The sequence below is a fragment of the Trueperella sp. genome (assembly GCF_043424875.1).
Classification (GTDB): Bacteria; Actinomycetota; Actinomycetes; order Actinomycetales; family Actinomycetaceae; genus Trueperella.
Window position 1 is genome coordinate 1 of the sequence record NZ_JBHWPL010000049.1, and the last position, 15,054, is coordinate 15,054.

Consider the following 15,054-nt stretch of genomic DNA (forward strand, 5'->3'; position numbering starts at 1 on the left):
CCCTGGGGCCACAGCTCGGCGGCAACGCGCGTACGGACGGTAATGTTGACCGGCGGCGCGTCTTCCCACGGGTGCGGGGACGCCTCGCGCGTGAACGTAATAAAGTCCGTCACTGGAACTGACCCGTGGCGGTCGCTGGCATCCCACTCCGTTGTGGATACGCGCTCGCCCGTCTTTAGCCTGCGAGACACGAACGGCTTCAACGCACCCATCGCATCCCACTTTTCCATAATCCGCACCTGCGATCCGTACACGTTCTCACGGAAGTGGTTGCGCAGTGCGCCGAGCACCTCGGCCAGCTTTGAACCAGGAAAAGGTTGCCATTCGAGCCAGCCATCAGCCGCCACCGTGTGGGGGAGCGGGTAGACGGCGTCGGCAGAATCGCGTTGCGCGAGCAGCAAGGTGAAGAAGTCGGCCAAATGCGGGTCGTCAGAAAAGACGACGTAGAGTTTCGTTCGCGACGCCGGCACAAAGAGTGGAATGTCGTCGGGCCGCTCCTGAGCAATCCGCTCGGCCACCTGCTGGATCATGTCGAGATCTGCGAACCAAGACAGCTCGTAGTTCACGGGCTGCGAGAACGTCATGACCAGCGCGCCCGCGATCTCGGAAATCTCCAGCTCCACGCTTTGCTGTTTCTTGTTCGTCATGAGCCGTAGCGTCATCACGGCCTCGCTCATTAGCTCGCCCAAATCGCGCGAGTCGTCCTCGAGTTGCGTGTAGTAAATCGGCTCAATCGTGTCCGGCAAATCGTGGGCGATACCCACGGCCAAGAAATCGGTAAGCGGCAGGTAGACCATCGAGTCCGAGTTCTGGTGCGAGGGCAAGAAGTAGTCTGCGGCGCGCACAATCGGCACCACCGGGGCGTCCTTTTTCGCGGCGTCCCAATCGGCATCAGCCGGCATATACGAATCGGTGGGTTCATCGTCAGCCGAAGTATCGGCGTCGTTCGCCGTACCCTCGGCAGCGGGCGGCTCAGCAGAACTCGCGTCAGAATCGGCCGCCTCCTCGACCCGCGATTCCTCCGCTTGCTCCACGCCCACATCAATAAGGCGGTTGAGCAAGACTTCGCGCTGCTCCTCGGTGGCATCCGACTTAATCATCGCGCCCGGGCGGAAGCGGAACGCACGACCATCGGGAAGCAACACATCGAGCCAATCCCCGTTCGCATTCACGAACGCGTTCTCCAGCTTCGGATGCTTCACCGCTTGCTCAAGTGCCCATTCCATAAAAGTCATACTCCATTGTTTCAAAGGTATGTCGGGGAAAGAAACTCAGCGTGGCTCACTGGAGTGCCCGCGTGCGCGTGGGAGCGTGCCGCCCCAAAAATAGGGAGCGGAATCTCGTCACATTGGCTAGGACAGGCGGGGGTGTCCGCGTAGGCTGAGGGGACACCTAACGTTGAGGACACCATGTCTAAGCTTGCCCAGGGCTCCCTGAAAAATCGCGCCTTCGTGGCGCTTGTCTCCGTGGTCATTTTCGTGCTTGGAGTATTCTCCATGGGCACGCTCCGACAGGAGCTCATCCCGCGTGTCGAACTGCCGGTGATCAACGTGATCACGGTCAGCCCAGGCGCAACCTCCGAACAGATGCGCGATCGCGTCTCGGTTCCACTGGAACAGCAGGTCATGACGATCCCGGAGGTCTCCAGCACCACCACCCAGTCGTCGTCCTCCGTCTCGTTCGTGACCGTCGAATTGGATTACGGCACGGACGTGGCGCGCGCATCAAACCGCGTCGAACTCGCGATCAGCCGCGCGGATGCGAACTTCCCGGAGAGCGCCGAGTCCGAGGTCATATCGGGTGGTTCCTCAGACATTCCGCTCTCCTATATCGGCATCACATCCGAGGGCACCCCGCTCGAAACGTCGGAGCGCATCCGCAACACGATCCTGCCCGAGCTCGAGCAAATTAGCGGCGTGGCGTCGGTGGAGCTCATCGGTGCTCCGGAGCAGAACATCACCATCACCCTCGACCAAGAGCGCGTGGCCGAACTCGAGATCGGCGCGGACGCAATCCAAGAGGCGCTCGAGGACAACGGCCTGTCCGTCCCCGTCGGCACCCTCGTGGAGGAGGGCGAGGCGAAGGACGTGACGGTCGGCGTCCCGATCGACTCCATCGAAGCCCTGCGCGAGATCCCGGTGGTCGCCGGCGAACCCGAACCGGGTATGCCCGCCACCGTCTACCCGCTCTCCGAGATCGCCGAGGTCGAGTTCACCGACGGCAACACGGACATGATCGGCCGCCTCAACGGCGAAGAGGCCATAGCCATCATCATCTTCCCCACGGCAAACGCGAACATCGTGGACACCTCCGCCGAGGTCGACGCCACGCTCGATGAGCTCGCACCCTCGGTGGGAGGCAATACCCAATTCACGATGCTTTTCGACCAGGCGCCCTACATCACGGGCTCGATCGAATCGCTCGCGCAAGAGGGCCTGCTCGGTCTCGTCTTCGCGATCATCGTGATCCTCGTCTTCCTGCTCTCGGTGCGCTCCACGATCGTCACGGCGATCTCCATCCCGCTCTCGCTGCTCGTGGGCTTCATCGGCATGTACGTGGGCGGCTATTCGCTCAACATGCTCACGCTCGCCGCGCTCACGCTGTCAATTGGCCGCGTGGTCGACGACTCGATCGTCGTTATCGAGAACATCAAGCGGCACTTGGATTACGGCGGAGATAAGCGCGACGCCGTTTTGGACGGCACGCGTGAAGTGGCGTCGGCTATCACCGCCTCGACTATCGTTTCGTTCATCGTATTCGTGCCGGTTGGCCTCGTGCCTGGCCTTGTTGGCGAGCTCTTCCGCCCGTTCGCGTTCACCGTGGTCATCGCGCTGGCGGCGTCGCTCATAGTGGCGCTCACGATCGTCCCCGTGCTGGCCTACTGGTTCCTCAAGCCCGCCAAGGGCGCGCTCATTGCCCAGCGCAAGGGCGAGGTCGAGGAATACCGCGTGGAAGCCGAAGAGAAGGAATCGCGCTACTGGCTGCGCCGCGGCTACGCGCCGATCCTGAACGGCACGCAAAAGCACCCGGTCATCACGTTCGTCGTGGCGATCGCGATCCTGGCGGCGTCGTTCGCGATCTACCCGCTGCTCAAGATCAACCTGCTCGGCAGCGCGAATCAGGGCTCCGTGTTCGTCTCCCAGGAGCTCGCCCCGGGCACGTCGACCGAAGGGAAGGTCGCGGCTGCCGAAGAGGTCGAGGTGGCGCTCGCGGGGGTCGACGGCGCCGAGTCGGTGGCCGTCATCATCGGCGCGTCGCCCATGGGCGGCGAAGCGATTTCCTACATCGTGGCCGTCGACGACGAGGCCGACATCGAGGCCCTGACCGACGATCTCGTGGCCGCTGGTGATGCGGTTGCGGGCGAAGGTTCCATGTCGACGTCGGCCGATGGGCTTCTCGGTTCGGGCACGATCGACGTCAACATCACGGCTCCCGATCCGGACTCGCTCCAGGCGGCTACGGACGCCGTGCGCACCGCCGTCGAGGGACTCTCAGAGGTTGTGGGCGTCGAGGACAACCTTGCGGCCGAGGCCCCGGCGGTTCAGGTGACTGTGGACCGCGACGCCGCAGCCGGCGCCGGCCTGACGGAGAATGACATCGTCGGCATGCTCGCCGGGCAGATGGTCGAGCCGGAGATCGGCCAGATCACGATCGAAAACATCGATACCTCCATCTACATGTCGATCTCCGACCCTGTCACCACGGTCGAGGAGCTGCGCTCGATGCAGGTGCTCGGCCAGCCGATCGAAACGTTCGCGACGATCGAGGAGGTTGGCTCAATCCCCACGATCGTCACCGTCAACGGGCAGACCACGGCCACCGTCTCGGCGACGCCCGTGGCCACCGACAATCTTGGCGAAGCGTCGACGGCGGTCGAATCCGCGCTGAGCGACGTGGAGCTTCCGGACGGCGCGGTTGCCGAGATGGGCGGCTCGGCCGAACAGCTCGCAACCTCCTTCAATCAGTTGATCGTCGCCCTTGCCGCGGCGATCCTGCTGATCTACGTGGTCCTCGTGTGGATCTTCAAGTCGCTCATTCAGCCTGCGCTGCTGCTGATTGCGATCCCGTTCGCGGCGATCGGCTCGTTCGGCGCGCTGCTGCTGACGGACACCCCGCTCGACCTCTCGGCGATGATCGGTCTGCTGATGCTCACCGGCATCGTCGTGACGAACGCCGTGGTGCTCGTGGACCTCATGAACCAGTACCGCGAGCGCGGATTCGGCCTCGAGAAGTCCATTCACGACGGCGCGATGCGCCGAGTTCGCCCCGTCGTCATGACCTCGCTCGCAACGATCGCGGCGATGATCCCGATGGCGCTTGGATTCTCCTCCTCCACGGGCTTCATCTCCACGCCGCTTGCGATCACCGTGATCGGCGGCCTGATCACGTCCACCCTCCTCACGCTCATCCTCCTGCCGGTTCTGTACCGCCTCATCGAAGGCGCAAAGGAACGGCGCATCGAGCGCAAGCGCGAGAAGCTGGACGCCGAACTCGACGCCGAGATGAACGCCGAGCCCAAGGCGGACGTCGAGCCCGAGGCGAAACGAGCCGCCGATACCGACACCGAACCCAAGGCAGAGGTAGCCAAGGGCGAGGCCACGAACGATACTGAACAGGTAGAATGAGGCCTGCGGCAGGGGCCGCCCCATCAAAGCGAGTAAAGGAATCACAAGGTATGAACCCTAAGATTTCGGCGCCGTCCGTGCGTGAGCACCACGACATGATGTTTGAAAAGCTCGTGGACTCCGCTGAGGAGATCCTGCGCAGCGAGGGCCCCGCAGCGCTGACCGCGGGGGTGGTTGCGAAGTCGGCGGGCATCGCTCGCAACTCTATTTACCGCTACATCGAATCGATCGACGATCTGCGCGCGCTCGTGCTCGAGCGCTACATCCCCGAGTGGGGCGAGCGGCTCACGCGCGCGGTCGAGGAGCATGACGAACCCTACGACCGCCTCCAAAATCTCATCGCCCTGAGCCTCGACATCGGCGCGGAGGCCGGCCACCAGTGGCTCGTCGACGTGCTGACGGCCGGCGTCGGCAGGGGAAAGCGGCCGCAGGAAATGCCCTCGGGCCCCGACATCCAAAGCCGCTCGGGCGCCGTCATGAACTTTCATCAGGAGTTGGCGCGGCACATCTCCGAGCTGTGGCAGGAACTGACTCCCGAGAACGCAACGGTCAACTCGCGCATGACGCGATCGCTTCTCGACGCCGGCCTCAAGCTCCTCGACCAGGGCCACGACCTTGAGAAGGTGAAGGCCACGTCGATGCGCGTGCTCGACGCCCTGCGCACCAGTGACTGACCGCCTCATCCTCCGCCCACCCGACCTCCCCGTCGCGGCGGGATTGGCTGACATCGCGGCGCAGCCCGGCAACGTGGTGATCACCGCCCCGCCCGGTTCGGGAAAGACGACGCTCGTCCCGCCCCTGTTCGCCAAACTTTTACCCGACGACGTCGGTGCGCGAGCCGCCGGGAACCTCAAGGTTGTGGTGGTCCAGCCGCGTCGCGTAGCCGCGCGGGCGGCAGCTCGCAGGATTGCGTCCCTGATCGGGGAGCCCACGGGCCGGCAGGTGGGGTTTCGCGTACGCGGGCAGAGCGAACCCGGGTCCCGCATCGAGATGGTGACGCCCGGCGTCCTGCTGCGAATGCTGCAATCCGAGCCCGATCTGCCGGGCGTGGGCGCGATCATTATCGATGAAATTCACGAGCGCGATCTGGATACGGACCTCGTGACGGCATTTGCTCTGGACGTGCAAGAGACGCTGCGCCCCGACCTGCGACTCGTGGCGATGTCGGCGACCCTCGCGGCGGACAGGATCGGTGAGCTGATCGGCGGGGCCGTCGTGGACGTGCCGGGGGCGATCCACCCCGTTGAGACCATCGACCGAATCGGCCCGCAGGCCCTCGGCGATGTCGGGCACGGCATCACCGTGAGCCGAGACTTCCTGGCGCACGTGGCCCGGGTGGTCATCGAAGCGACGCACGTGGCTCGCGACGCCGCGCAGGGAACTGGCGGCTCCGTGCTGGTGTTCATGCCGGGCGTGGGAGAAATCGAGAAACTGCGCGGTTTGCTGGCCGGGGCGCCGCTGCCCGTCTACCCGCTGCACGGCTCGCTGAGTTCTCGCGATCAGGACCGCGTGCTGGGTAGTGATGAGGATAGGATCATCGTGGCGACGTCGGTGGCTGAATCGTCGCTGACCGTGCCGGGCGTGCGAACCGTGGTGGATTCCGGGCTCGCGCGCGAGCCGCGGTTCGATTCGCGCACGGGCATCGGCGGGCTCGTCACCGTTCACGCATCGCGCGCCCAGATGACCCAGCGCGCTGGCCGTGCCGGCCGCGAGGGCCCCGGCCGCGCGTTTCGCTGCCTCTCATATGCCCGCGCGATCGAGTTCTCCGAGCCGGAGATCCTCACGGCAGACATCACGGACGCGGCGCTCCAGTCCGCGGCGTGGGGCAACCCCCGGATGGCGGGCCTGCGCCTCCTTGACCATCCGGAGCCACACGCGATGGACGCCGCACAGACCACCCTCCACGCGCTCGGCGCGATCGACGCCGAGGGTTCGATCACGGACCCGGGCCGGATTTTCGCCAATGTTCCGGCCTCGCCGCAGCTTGCGCGCGGGTTGATCGCGGGCTCGCGTGAGGTCGGCATCGCAACCGCTGCCGCGATTACGGCGCTCTTAGCCTTGGACACCCGGGCACCCGGCGCGGATGTCGCGGCCGCGCTGCGGGCTGCGCGCTCGAACCGTGAGTGGTCACGCGAGAAGGCGCGCCTGGAGCGGATTGCTCGCTCGGTTGTCGGCGACGTGGGCGGGCGGGCCTCCACCTCCGACGACGCCCTGGCCGCCGTCGTCGCGCTCGCATACCCCACGTGGATCGCGCGCAAACGAGGCAGGGGCTACCTCCTCGCGAACGGCGCGGGAGCGGTGTTGCCCGAGGGCAGCCCACTCGCTGGATCGCCGTGGCTGGCAATCGCGGACCTTGGCCAGGGGCAAGGCCGTGCCGACGCCGTCATCCGCGCGGCGGTCCCGATCGACCAGGAGCACGCGCTCGAGGCGGGCGCTGACATGCTCGGTGAACGGCTCCAGACCACAGTGGCCGGAGTGAACGTGACCGGAAAGATGGTGCGCTGCCTCGGCGCAATCGAGCTGTCGAGCGAGCCCGTGAAACTCACGCGAAGCCAGGTGGCGCAGGCGCGAGCGGAGGACATCGCGCGCCGAGGCATCGGCACGCTCCACTGGCCGGAAACCGCGCGGCTGCTTCGCGAGCGCATGGCGTTCATCCGCGCCGCCGTCGGCGATCCGTGGCCCGACGTATCGGATGAGGGGCTCGCCGAGCGAACCCACGAATGGCTCGCGCCCTTCCTCGGGGCGAAGCGACCGGATCTGCTCGCCGGTCTGCGAACGCTGCTGCCGTGGCCCGAGGCTGCGGCCATAGACGAGCTCGCCCCGGAGCGGATCGAGACGCCGGTGGGGACGGCCAAGGTCGACTATTCGAGCGGGAAGCCGACGGTGCGCCTGCGTGTGCAGGAAGCCTTCGGATGGACGGCGACCCCGCGCCTAGCCGGCGTGCCCGTCACCCTCCAACTGCTCTCGCCCGCCCAGCGCCCGCTCGCAATCACCGAGGACCTCGAGTCGTTCTGGGCCGGGCCCTACAAGGACGTGCGGGCCGAGATGCGCGGGCGCTACCCGCGCCACCCCTGGCCCGAGGACCCGCTGACCGCCGCGCCCACCCGCCGCGCCAAGCAGCGCAAGAAGTAGGCTGTGCTCATGCTTGCGCAACGTGATCTTCACACCGGCAACGAGCCACTGCTTGGATGCCTTTACTACGACGCCGGTCTGTGCCGTTCCTGCGTACTCATTAAGACACCCCAGGACGTCCAGCTCGCAGGCAAGCAGGCGCGCGCGAAGGAATTGATCGACGCCGAACAGTGGCGCGAGCCGAGCGCCTCGGGGCGCGAGGTGTTCCGCAACAAGGTCAAGCTCGCGGTCACCGGGACGGTCAGCTCACCAAACCTCGGAATCATCCGCGCCGACGGCGAGGGTCAAGACCTGCGCGAATGCCCGCTTCCGACGCCGGGCATTCAGGAGGCAACCGCCCGGCTGGCGCAATTCGTCAGCGAGTGCGGGTTCGTGCCCTACGACCCGCGCACGGATCACGGCGTGTTGAAGTTCGTGATCGTCACGGAGTCGCCGGCCGGCGAACTCATGGTGCGGTTCGTGGCCAAGCGGCGTGGCGTGCAGGGCATGCTGTTCAAGAAGCTCGAGAGGCTGCGCGAGCTCGTGCCGGCCGCGCGGGTGGTCTCGCTCAACGTTCAGCCTGAGCGCATGGCCATCATCGAAGGCGAGGAGGAAATCCTCATCTCCGACGCCGATGTATTACCGATGAACCTCCACGTCGCGGGTCGCGAGCTCGTGCTCAACCTTCGCCCGCAGTCCTTCTTCCAGACCAACACCGAGGCGGCGCAGGTACTGTATTCGCGGGCCGTCGAGTGGCTTGGCGACGCCGGCACCGCCTGGGATCTGTACAGCGGGGTCGGCGGGTTTGCGCTGGCGCTCGCCAGCTGCGGCGTGCACGTCGTCGGCGTGGAAACTCAGGAGCAGGCGGTCGCGGCGGCTCGAAAGAGTGCCGAGGAGATGCTCAACGCCGAGAAGATGGGCAACGCCGAGGACCTGGGCCACGCCGGGGAAACGCGCGCAGCCGGGGACACGAGCGGGCGCGCCGAGTTCGTGGCGGCGGATGCCACCCGGTGGGCGCGCGAGCAAGGCGTGGTGCCGGATGCGATCGTGGTGAACCCGCCGAGGCGAGGAATCGGGCCTGAGTTGGCTGAGTGGATCGAGGGCTCGGGTGTGCGGCGGGTGCTGTACTCCTCGTGCAACGCGGACACCCTTGCCCAGGATCTTGCCGTGATGCGCTCCTACCGCGTGAAGGTCGCACAGGTGGTGGACATGTTCCCGCACACGAGGCACTTTGAAGTGGTCGCGCTGCTCGAGCTGGCATCCTGAACTCGAGCACCCGCGGGACTAAACAGCCTCTGACCTGCACGTTAAAGGTAAATAAACTCTCATAAAGATGAGTAATTACTCATCTTAAACCGCCGTTCGGTCTCCTTTTCAGCGCCGAGACTCAAGGCGTGGCCACCCTTGACCACGCATCACATGCTGAAAGGACAGACATGAACGTTCTTCACACGGTTCATTGGTTACTCGCCGCACTCCTCGCACTGGTCGCAATCTTGAGCGTTTCCGGTGAAGAGCCGCTTCGGCGCCGCGTTTTAAACTACCGCCCCACCCAGATCTTCGCCGTCGTCTCGGCAATCCTCCTCGCGCCCGCAAATGCGTGGGCCACAGTTCGAGAGGTGCCGGACGTCGGGCATCGGCTCATCGTCGTCGCGAGCATCGTTGGGCTCGTCGGCACGTTCGCGATGTACAACATGTACAAGATCCGGGCGACGTCGGCGGCTAAGCCCCGACGTATCCTCGCCATCGGCGCGCACCCAGACGACCTCGAGCTGGCCGTGGGCGGCACGCTCGCCCGACTCGCGGATTCCGGCCACGAAGTCCACACGATGATCATGACGGCGGGGGCGGTCGGCGGCGATCCGGACGTTCGCGCCCAGGAGGCCATCAACGGCTCGAAGTTCCTCGGCGTCGCCCGCTGCGACGTCTACAACTTCACCGACACCGATCTGCACTCGGACATGAACGAGATGATTGACGCGATCGAGAAGAAAATTAACCGCTACAACCCGGACATCATTTTCACCCACTCCTCCCACGACCAGCATCAGGATCACTCGGCCGTCCACCTCGCCACCCTGCGCGCCGGCCGGCGTCACCGCGCGATCCTGTGTTTCGAATCGCCGTCGGCGACCTCGGACTTCACGCCCAAAGTGTTCGTCAATATCGACGACTACGTTGGGGTCAAGAGCTCCGCGGTGGCTATCCACGAGAACCAGTCCGGCAAGCCCTACATGACCGAGGAGCGCGTGTCCGGGATAGCGCACTTCCGGGGAGACCAGGCGAAGATGGCTCGGGCCGAAGGCTTCGAAGCCGTCCGCTTCGACGTGTTTGGAGGTGCACTGTCATGAAGATTCTCGTGACCGGTGCCGCTGGCCCCGCCGGCAAAGCGTTGGCACCCCAGCTCGCCTCGCGCGGCGTTGAGGTCGTGCGCGCGGACATGGCCGGCGGCGAGGGCATCACCCGCGTCCCAGCCGCACGCGATCCCTTGTTCATGCGCTCGATCTGGGAGCTCGTGGGCGCGGAAGACATCGACGCCGTCATCCCGACAGTCCAAGAAGAACTGCCAGTCTTCGCGCAGGCCACGCTACACGCGCCCGTGCTCTTGTCCCCACCCGAGGCGATTCACGCGGCAGACGACAAGTGGCTGACCTACCGCGTCCTCAATCGCGCGGGCGTCAACGTGCCTCGATCAACGACCCCGGACTCCATCAACGCGGCGAACCTGCTGGGGATGGGTGCGCCCGTCATATCGAAACCGCGGATCTCCAGGGGCGGGCGGGGCGTGCACGTCCATGAAAGCCCGCGCGCCTACGAGCTTGCGACTCTGCCCGAAGATTCGATCATCCAAGAGTTCGCTCCCGGAGTCGAATACGCGCCCAACGTGTTCATTTCTCGCCAGCGCACCGAGTGCGTGGTGCTGAAGAAAACCGAGCTCGCCCACGGCCTGCACGGAAACGCCGTCTCGACCACCGTCGTCGACGAACCCGAAATCGCGCAGCTGGCAATCGACGCGGCTCGCGCCATCGGAATTGCCGGCCCGGCCGACGTCGATATTCGCCTGCGCGCCGACGGCACGCCGCTCGTCCTCGAGGTTAACGCGCGCTTTGGAGCAAACTCGGCCAACGCCCCCGTGATCGTGGACGCCGTGCTCGAGGCGTGTGAACGCGACATGACGTTGTTCCGGCCGGGGAGCGGAGCGCGCGCAGAACGCGAGGATAGCCTCGGGGCGGTGGTCGCGTGACCTGGCTGACCGCGCTCGTCGCGATCCCGTTGGCGGTGTCCGGCATCTTTGGGATCATGATCTCCCTGGGTGCGATCCTCGCCGAACTTCGCCCTCGCACCACGCCCGCCACGATCAACCCCGTGCCGTCGGTTAGCGTGATCGTGCCCGCCTATAACGAGGGCGTTGTGCTGGCCGACTGCCTCGACTCGATCCTCAACTCCGGCTATCCGAACCTCGAACTCATCGTCGTTAATGACGGATCGACGGACGACACGGCCGCCGTCATGGAGGAATTTGCCGACCGCGCGATCACGATCACCAAAGACAACGGCGGCAAGGGCTCGGCCCTCAACGCGGGCATCGAGCGTGCGAGCGGGGAGATTTACCTGTTCGTCGACGCCGATGGGATCTTTACGCCCGATACCATTCCGAACATGCTGGCCGGCTTCCGAAACAAGAATGTGGGAGCCGTGTGCGGCAACGATCAGCCCGTCAATACGCACAACATTCTCACCCGCATCCTTACTCTGATGACGCACACCGGTACGGGACTGGCGCGCCGGGGGCTCGCGCTGCTTGGAATGCTGCCCATCGTGGCGGGTAACTCCGGTGCCTTTCGCGCGTCGGCCATCCGGGTGGTCGGAGGGTTTCGCGAGGATACGCTGGGTGAAGACCTTGAGCTGACGTGGCGCATTCAAGAAGCGGGTTACGAGGTGGAATTCGCGGCGGATGCGATCATCTTCGCGGAGGTCCCCGAGAACCTGACCGCCCTGTGGAAACAGCGCGTTCGATGGACTCGCGGCCTCCTTCAGACGGCCCGCCTCCACCGGCGCGAATTCCGCACGCCGGCAAAGTCCATGTTCCACGTGTTCTTGCCGGTCAATTTCTTCGCACAGGTTATCCAACCGCTGATCCAACTGGCCTCAATGGCCGGGCTGCTGGGAGTTATCGTTCTTGGCCTCACGCGTGCAAGTGACTGGACGGCGGGGCTGCCGAGTATGTGGATCGTCTTCGGGCTCGGAATGTCCAGCGTCAACATCGTCCTAGCGCTCATCCTCGATCGGGCCTGGCGCAACGCCCGCCACCTCGTGGTGCTCCCATTCCTGCTGCCGTTTTCCCTGTTCCTCTCCTGCGTGGCCGCGCGCGCCGTCTGGAAAGAGGCGTCGGGCGCCGAACAGACCTGGAACAAACTGGAACGCACAGGCCTCAAGACGCAGACGGGCGCTCAGTAGCACCGCGCTTTCGCGTATTTCGGATGGTGAAAGACCGCGACCATCATCTGAGGGCATGAAAAGATAGATCCTCGACCCGCACGATCGCGCACGCGATGCGGGGAGCTAAACGAGGAGATCGAATGATTCGCGTAGCAATCAATGGGTACGGCAACCTTGGCCGGGGCGTCGAGCTGGCGCTCAGCCACGCGCAGGACATGGAGTGCGTGGTGGTCTTCACCCGCCGCGATCCGAGCGCGCTGACCACACTTGGCGCCCCCGCAGCGCACGTTAACGAGATGCCGGACTACGTGGGCAAGGTCGACGTCGTGCTCAACTGCGGCGGATCCGCAACGGATCTTGGCACGCAGGGGCCGGAGGTTGCCAAGCTGTTCAACACCGTCGATTCCTTCGACAACCACAAGAAGATTCCCGAGCATTTCGACGCCGTGGGCGCGGCCGCCCGCGAAGCTGGCACGCTCGCGCTGATTTCTGCGGGCTGGGATCCCGGACTGTTTTCTATCCTGCGCGTGCTCGGCGAGGCCGTTTTGCCCACCGGCTCGACCACCACGTTCTGGGGCCCGGGCGTCTCGCAGGGCCACTCGGATGCGATCCGCCGCATCGAGGGCGTGGCGGACGCGAAGCAGTACACCGTGCCCGTGGAGGAGACGGTCCAGGCGGTCAAGGATGGGCGCGACGTGGAGCTCACGCCGCGAACGATGCACAAGCGGGAGTGCTACGTCGTCGCCGAGGAGGGCGCCGATCTCGCACGCATCGAACGGGACATCGTTCAGATGCCGAACTACTTCGCGGACTACGACACCACGGTCAGCTTCATCTCCGCCGAGGAGCTCGCGCGCGACCACGCCGGTATTCCGCACGGCGGCCAGGTCATCAGGGCGGGTAAGACTGACGACGACGTCGACGCGGCGATCACCTATCAGCTACAGCTGGGATCCAACCCGGAGTTCACGGGCTCGGTGCTCGTGGCGGCAGGGCGCGCGGTTGCGCGCATGGCCGAGCGCGGCCAGACGGGGGCGGTGACGCTCTTTGACGTCACGCTCACCGATCTCTCGCCCGCATCGGCCTCCGATCTGCGGAAGAACTACCTCTAACTACCCACACGACACGACGGAGGCCCGCACTGGCGTGCGGGCCTCCGGTGATGATGACTCAGGAGCTTGCGGACGGAGCCGAGTACGAGTCAGCCGAATCCACGTGGTAGACCTTCGGCTTGGGCGCTGGGGCTGGAGCCGGCGCGGCCTTCTGGGGCGCGGGCGCCGGAGCAGCATCCTGCGGAGCCGGAGCCGGAGCTGGCGCAGATGCGGGCGCAGGCGCGGGTGCCGGTGTGGGCGTCGGTTCAATGGTCGAAGCCGTCGGCTCGGAGGGAGCGTCGGTGGGGTCCTGCGTCGGCTCAGGGGTGGCTGAGGCCGCGGGGGCAGGAATCCGCACCGTGGTTCCGCGATCGCGCGCGCCGTTATCATCGGCGATGGCAAGGCTCGCCCCAGCGGTAATGAGCGCCGCTGCCGCGAGTGAGCCGGTGATCGTCCAGAGCTTCTTGTTCGTCGCCATGTTTCCTCCTGCTGGTCATCTTAGCTGGTGTGCCCGCGTCGACGGGCGTTCATATAAGTCAGGTGCGGGCCCGGCCACACGCAAAGCCGGGCCCGCTAGTTCAGGGGCAGATCAGGAATCTGCGGAGGGTGCCGAGTAGGACTGAGCCGACACCGGGGACGGAGCCGACACCGGGGAGGGTGCCGAGTAGGACGGAGCCGAGTAGACCTTCGGAGCCGGAGCCGGGGCAACCTTCTGATGTGCCGGGGCCGGTGCGGCCTTCTTCGGCGCGGGTGCGGGAGCCGGAGCCGGGGCAGGTGCCGGTGCGGGAGCCTTCGCGCGGGCCGGGGACGGAGCCGACGGAGCCGACTGGGTGGAGATCACGGACGGAGCGGAGGGAACCTTCGTCGTCGCGGTATCAGATGCCGATGGGGTGGACAGAGCGGACTGTGCCTTCTTCGTCGGGGTGACCTGCTCGGCAGGAACGGTGACGGTGTTGGCGCGATCGCGGCCGGTGTTCGAATCGTCGTTCGCCATGGCGAGGCCGGCGCCGGAGGTGATGAGGACTGCGGCTGCGAGAGAGCCGGAGATGGTCCAGAGCTTCTTCTTGTTGTTCATGATTGTGCCTTTCTGTCTCGCGAACCGTGTCGTTATCGGATCGCCGTTGACTTAAGTATGAAAGGCGAGTGTGAAAGGACAAGGGGCACTCACATGAGGAAGTTTTAATATTCGTTAGAAATATGACTCCGCGTGAGCCACGGCCGCGCCCACGCGCGGATACATGTCGCCTGCCCCGGCGTCGGGAAGATTATCGACGGGGAACCAGCGCACGTCCACGGATTCCTCCGACACAACGACGCCGGCCTCCCGGTCAGCCAGCGCCACAAAGCCCACGTCCCAGTGCTCGCGGCACACCGCCCCGAACCCGCCGCCAAGCTCGTGGATGTCGATGTCTGAGGGATCGGGGGAGAAGTCGGCGAACGCCGCAAGCCCAGATTCTTCGATGCCCTCCCGCCACGCGGCAGCCGCCAGCGACGCGTCTTCGCGTTCGAGGTGCCCGCCGAACTGCAGCCACATGTGCGCCTTCTTGTGGAAGGCCAGCAGGATCTCGGTCAGATCCGTCGAGAGGACGAAGATCGAGCTCGTCAGATGCTGCGGATGCCCGCCTTTAAAGAGCGCGGCCTCGCCATACTCGCGCACAAGATCCCGGTAGGTATCAAGAGAATAGGCGGCGCCGGCGTCGGCGGGCTGTACGCTCCATGCCTGCGAATCAGCGAGGACGGACGCGGGGCTCAAGCACATGCCCACACCCTACAAAAAATCGGCCCAG

General features: G+C 65.4%; 12 protein-coding genes. 8 read left to right on the forward strand and 4 right to left on the reverse strand.

Annotation, left to right across the window (positions count from 1 at the left end; genetic code table 11):
* Positions 1–1,226, reverse strand: a 1,226-nt coding sequence (locus tag ACHFFR_RS04635; protein ID WP_394263110.1) for a hypothetical protein, incomplete at its 3' end; no start/stop codon positions are given.
* Between the two features lie 183 nt (positions 1,227–1,409).
* Here ACHFFR_RS04635 and ACHFFR_RS04640 point away from each other — a divergent pair.
* The 8 genes from ACHFFR_RS04640 (at position 1,410) to ACHFFR_RS04675 (ending at position 13,288) form a co-directional block, all read left to right on the forward strand.
* Positions 1,410–4,625 (forward strand): efflux RND transporter permease subunit, encoded by a 3,216-nt coding sequence (locus tag ACHFFR_RS04640; RefSeq protein ID WP_394263111.1) that lies wholly within the window; start codon positions 1,410–1,412, stop codon positions 4,623–4,625.
* A gap of 50 nt (positions 4,626–4,675) precedes the next feature.
* Positions 4,676–5,299, forward strand: coding sequence for a TetR/AcrR family transcriptional regulator (locus ACHFFR_RS04645; RefSeq protein WP_394263112.1), 624 nt, complete (start codon positions 4,676–4,678; stop codon positions 5,297–5,299).
* Positions 5,292–7,757: an ATP-dependent helicase HrpB gene (gene hrpB / locus ACHFFR_RS04650; RefSeq protein WP_394263113.1), complete on the forward strand. Its 2,466-nt coding sequence runs from the start codon at positions 5,292–5,294 to the stop codon at positions 7,755–7,757. Before ACHFFR_RS04645 ends, hrpB begins: the two co-directional genes overlap by 8 nt.
* Positions 7,758–7,766: 9 nt before the next feature.
* Positions 7,767–9,002, forward strand: coding sequence for a hypothetical protein (locus tag ACHFFR_RS04655; protein ID WP_394263114.1), 1,236 nt, complete (start codon positions 7,767–7,769; stop codon positions 9,000–9,002).
* Between the two features lie 170 nt (positions 9,003–9,172).
* Positions 9,173–10,087, forward strand: coding sequence for a PIG-L deacetylase family protein (locus tag ACHFFR_RS04660; protein ID WP_394263115.1), 915 nt, complete (start codon positions 9,173–9,175; stop codon positions 10,085–10,087).
* Positions 10,084–10,980 carry an ATP-grasp domain-containing protein gene (locus ACHFFR_RS04665; protein ID WP_394263116.1) on the forward strand — a complete coding sequence of 299 codons (897 nt, stop codon included), beginning with the start codon at positions 10,084–10,086 and terminating at the stop codon, positions 10,978–10,980. Before ACHFFR_RS04660 ends, ACHFFR_RS04665 begins: the two co-directional genes overlap by 4 nt.
* The gene (locus ACHFFR_RS04670) at positions 10,977–12,194 is read left to right on the forward strand and encodes a glycosyltransferase (protein ID WP_394263117.1); all 1,218 of its coding nucleotides are present in this window, start codon (positions 10,977–10,979) and stop codon (positions 12,192–12,194) included. The genes ACHFFR_RS04665 and ACHFFR_RS04670 overlap by 4 nt, the downstream gene beginning before the upstream one ends.
* A 122-nt stretch (positions 12,195–12,316) precedes the next feature.
* Positions 12,317–13,288: a diaminopimelate dehydrogenase gene (locus tag ACHFFR_RS04675; RefSeq protein WP_394263118.1), complete on the forward strand. Its 972-nt coding sequence runs from the start codon at positions 12,317–12,319 to the stop codon at positions 13,286–13,288.
* Positions 13,289–13,346: 58 nt separating this feature from the next.
* Here the strand turns inward: ACHFFR_RS04675 and ACHFFR_RS04680 are convergent, their stop codons facing one another.
* From ACHFFR_RS04680 to ACHFFR_RS04690, 3 genes are all read right to left on the reverse strand, one after another.
* Positions 13,347–13,745, reverse strand: coding sequence for a hypothetical protein (locus tag ACHFFR_RS04680; RefSeq protein WP_394263119.1), 399 nt, complete (start codon positions 13,743–13,745; stop codon positions 13,347–13,349).
* A gap of 111 nt (positions 13,746–13,856) precedes the next feature.
* Positions 13,857–14,342 carry a hypothetical protein gene (locus ACHFFR_RS04685; protein ID WP_394263120.1) on the reverse strand — a complete coding sequence of 162 codons (486 nt, stop codon included), beginning with the start codon at positions 14,340–14,342 and terminating at the stop codon, positions 13,857–13,859.
* 114 nt (positions 14,343–14,456) lie between these two features.
* Positions 14,457–15,026: an NUDIX hydrolase gene (locus tag ACHFFR_RS04690; RefSeq protein ID WP_394263121.1), complete on the reverse strand. Its 570-nt coding sequence runs from the start codon at positions 15,024–15,026 to the stop codon at positions 14,457–14,459.
* Positions 15,027–15,054: the final 28 nt, after the last annotated feature.

Bases quoted from the DNA above. Each gene is read 5' to 3' on its own strand.
- ACHFFR_RS04640 (WP_394263111.1), top strand. From the start codon at position 1,410: ATGTCTAAGCTTGCCCAGGGCTCCCTGAAAAATCGCGCCTTCGTGGCG.
- ACHFFR_RS04645 (WP_394263112.1), top strand. From the start codon at position 4,676: ATGAACCCTAAGATTTCGGCGCCGTCCGTGCGTGAGCACCACGACATG.
- ACHFFR_RS04655 (WP_394263114.1), top strand. From the start codon at position 7,767: ATGCTTGCGCAACGTGATCTTCACACCGGCAACGAGCCACTGCTTGGA.
- ACHFFR_RS04660 (WP_394263115.1), top strand. From the start codon at position 9,173: ATGAACGTTCTTCACACGGTTCATTGGTTACTCGCCGCACTCCTCGCA.
- ACHFFR_RS04665 (WP_394263116.1), top strand. From the start codon at position 10,084: ATGAAGATTCTCGTGACCGGTGCCGCTGGCCCCGCCGGCAAAGCGTTG.
- ACHFFR_RS04675 (WP_394263118.1), top strand. From the start codon at position 12,317: ATGATTCGCGTAGCAATCAATGGGTACGGCAACCTTGGCCGGGGCGTC.
- ACHFFR_RS04680 (WP_394263119.1), bottom strand. From the start codon at position 13,745: ATGGCGACGAACAAGAAGCTCTGGACGATCACCGGCTCACTCGCGGCA.
- ACHFFR_RS04685 (WP_394263120.1), bottom strand. From the start codon at position 14,342: ATGAACAACAAGAAGAAGCTCTGGACCATCTCCGGCTCTCTCGCAGCC.
- ACHFFR_RS04690 (WP_394263121.1), bottom strand. From the start codon at position 15,026: ATGTGCTTGAGCCCCGCGTCCGTCCTCGCTGATTCGCAGGCATGGAGC.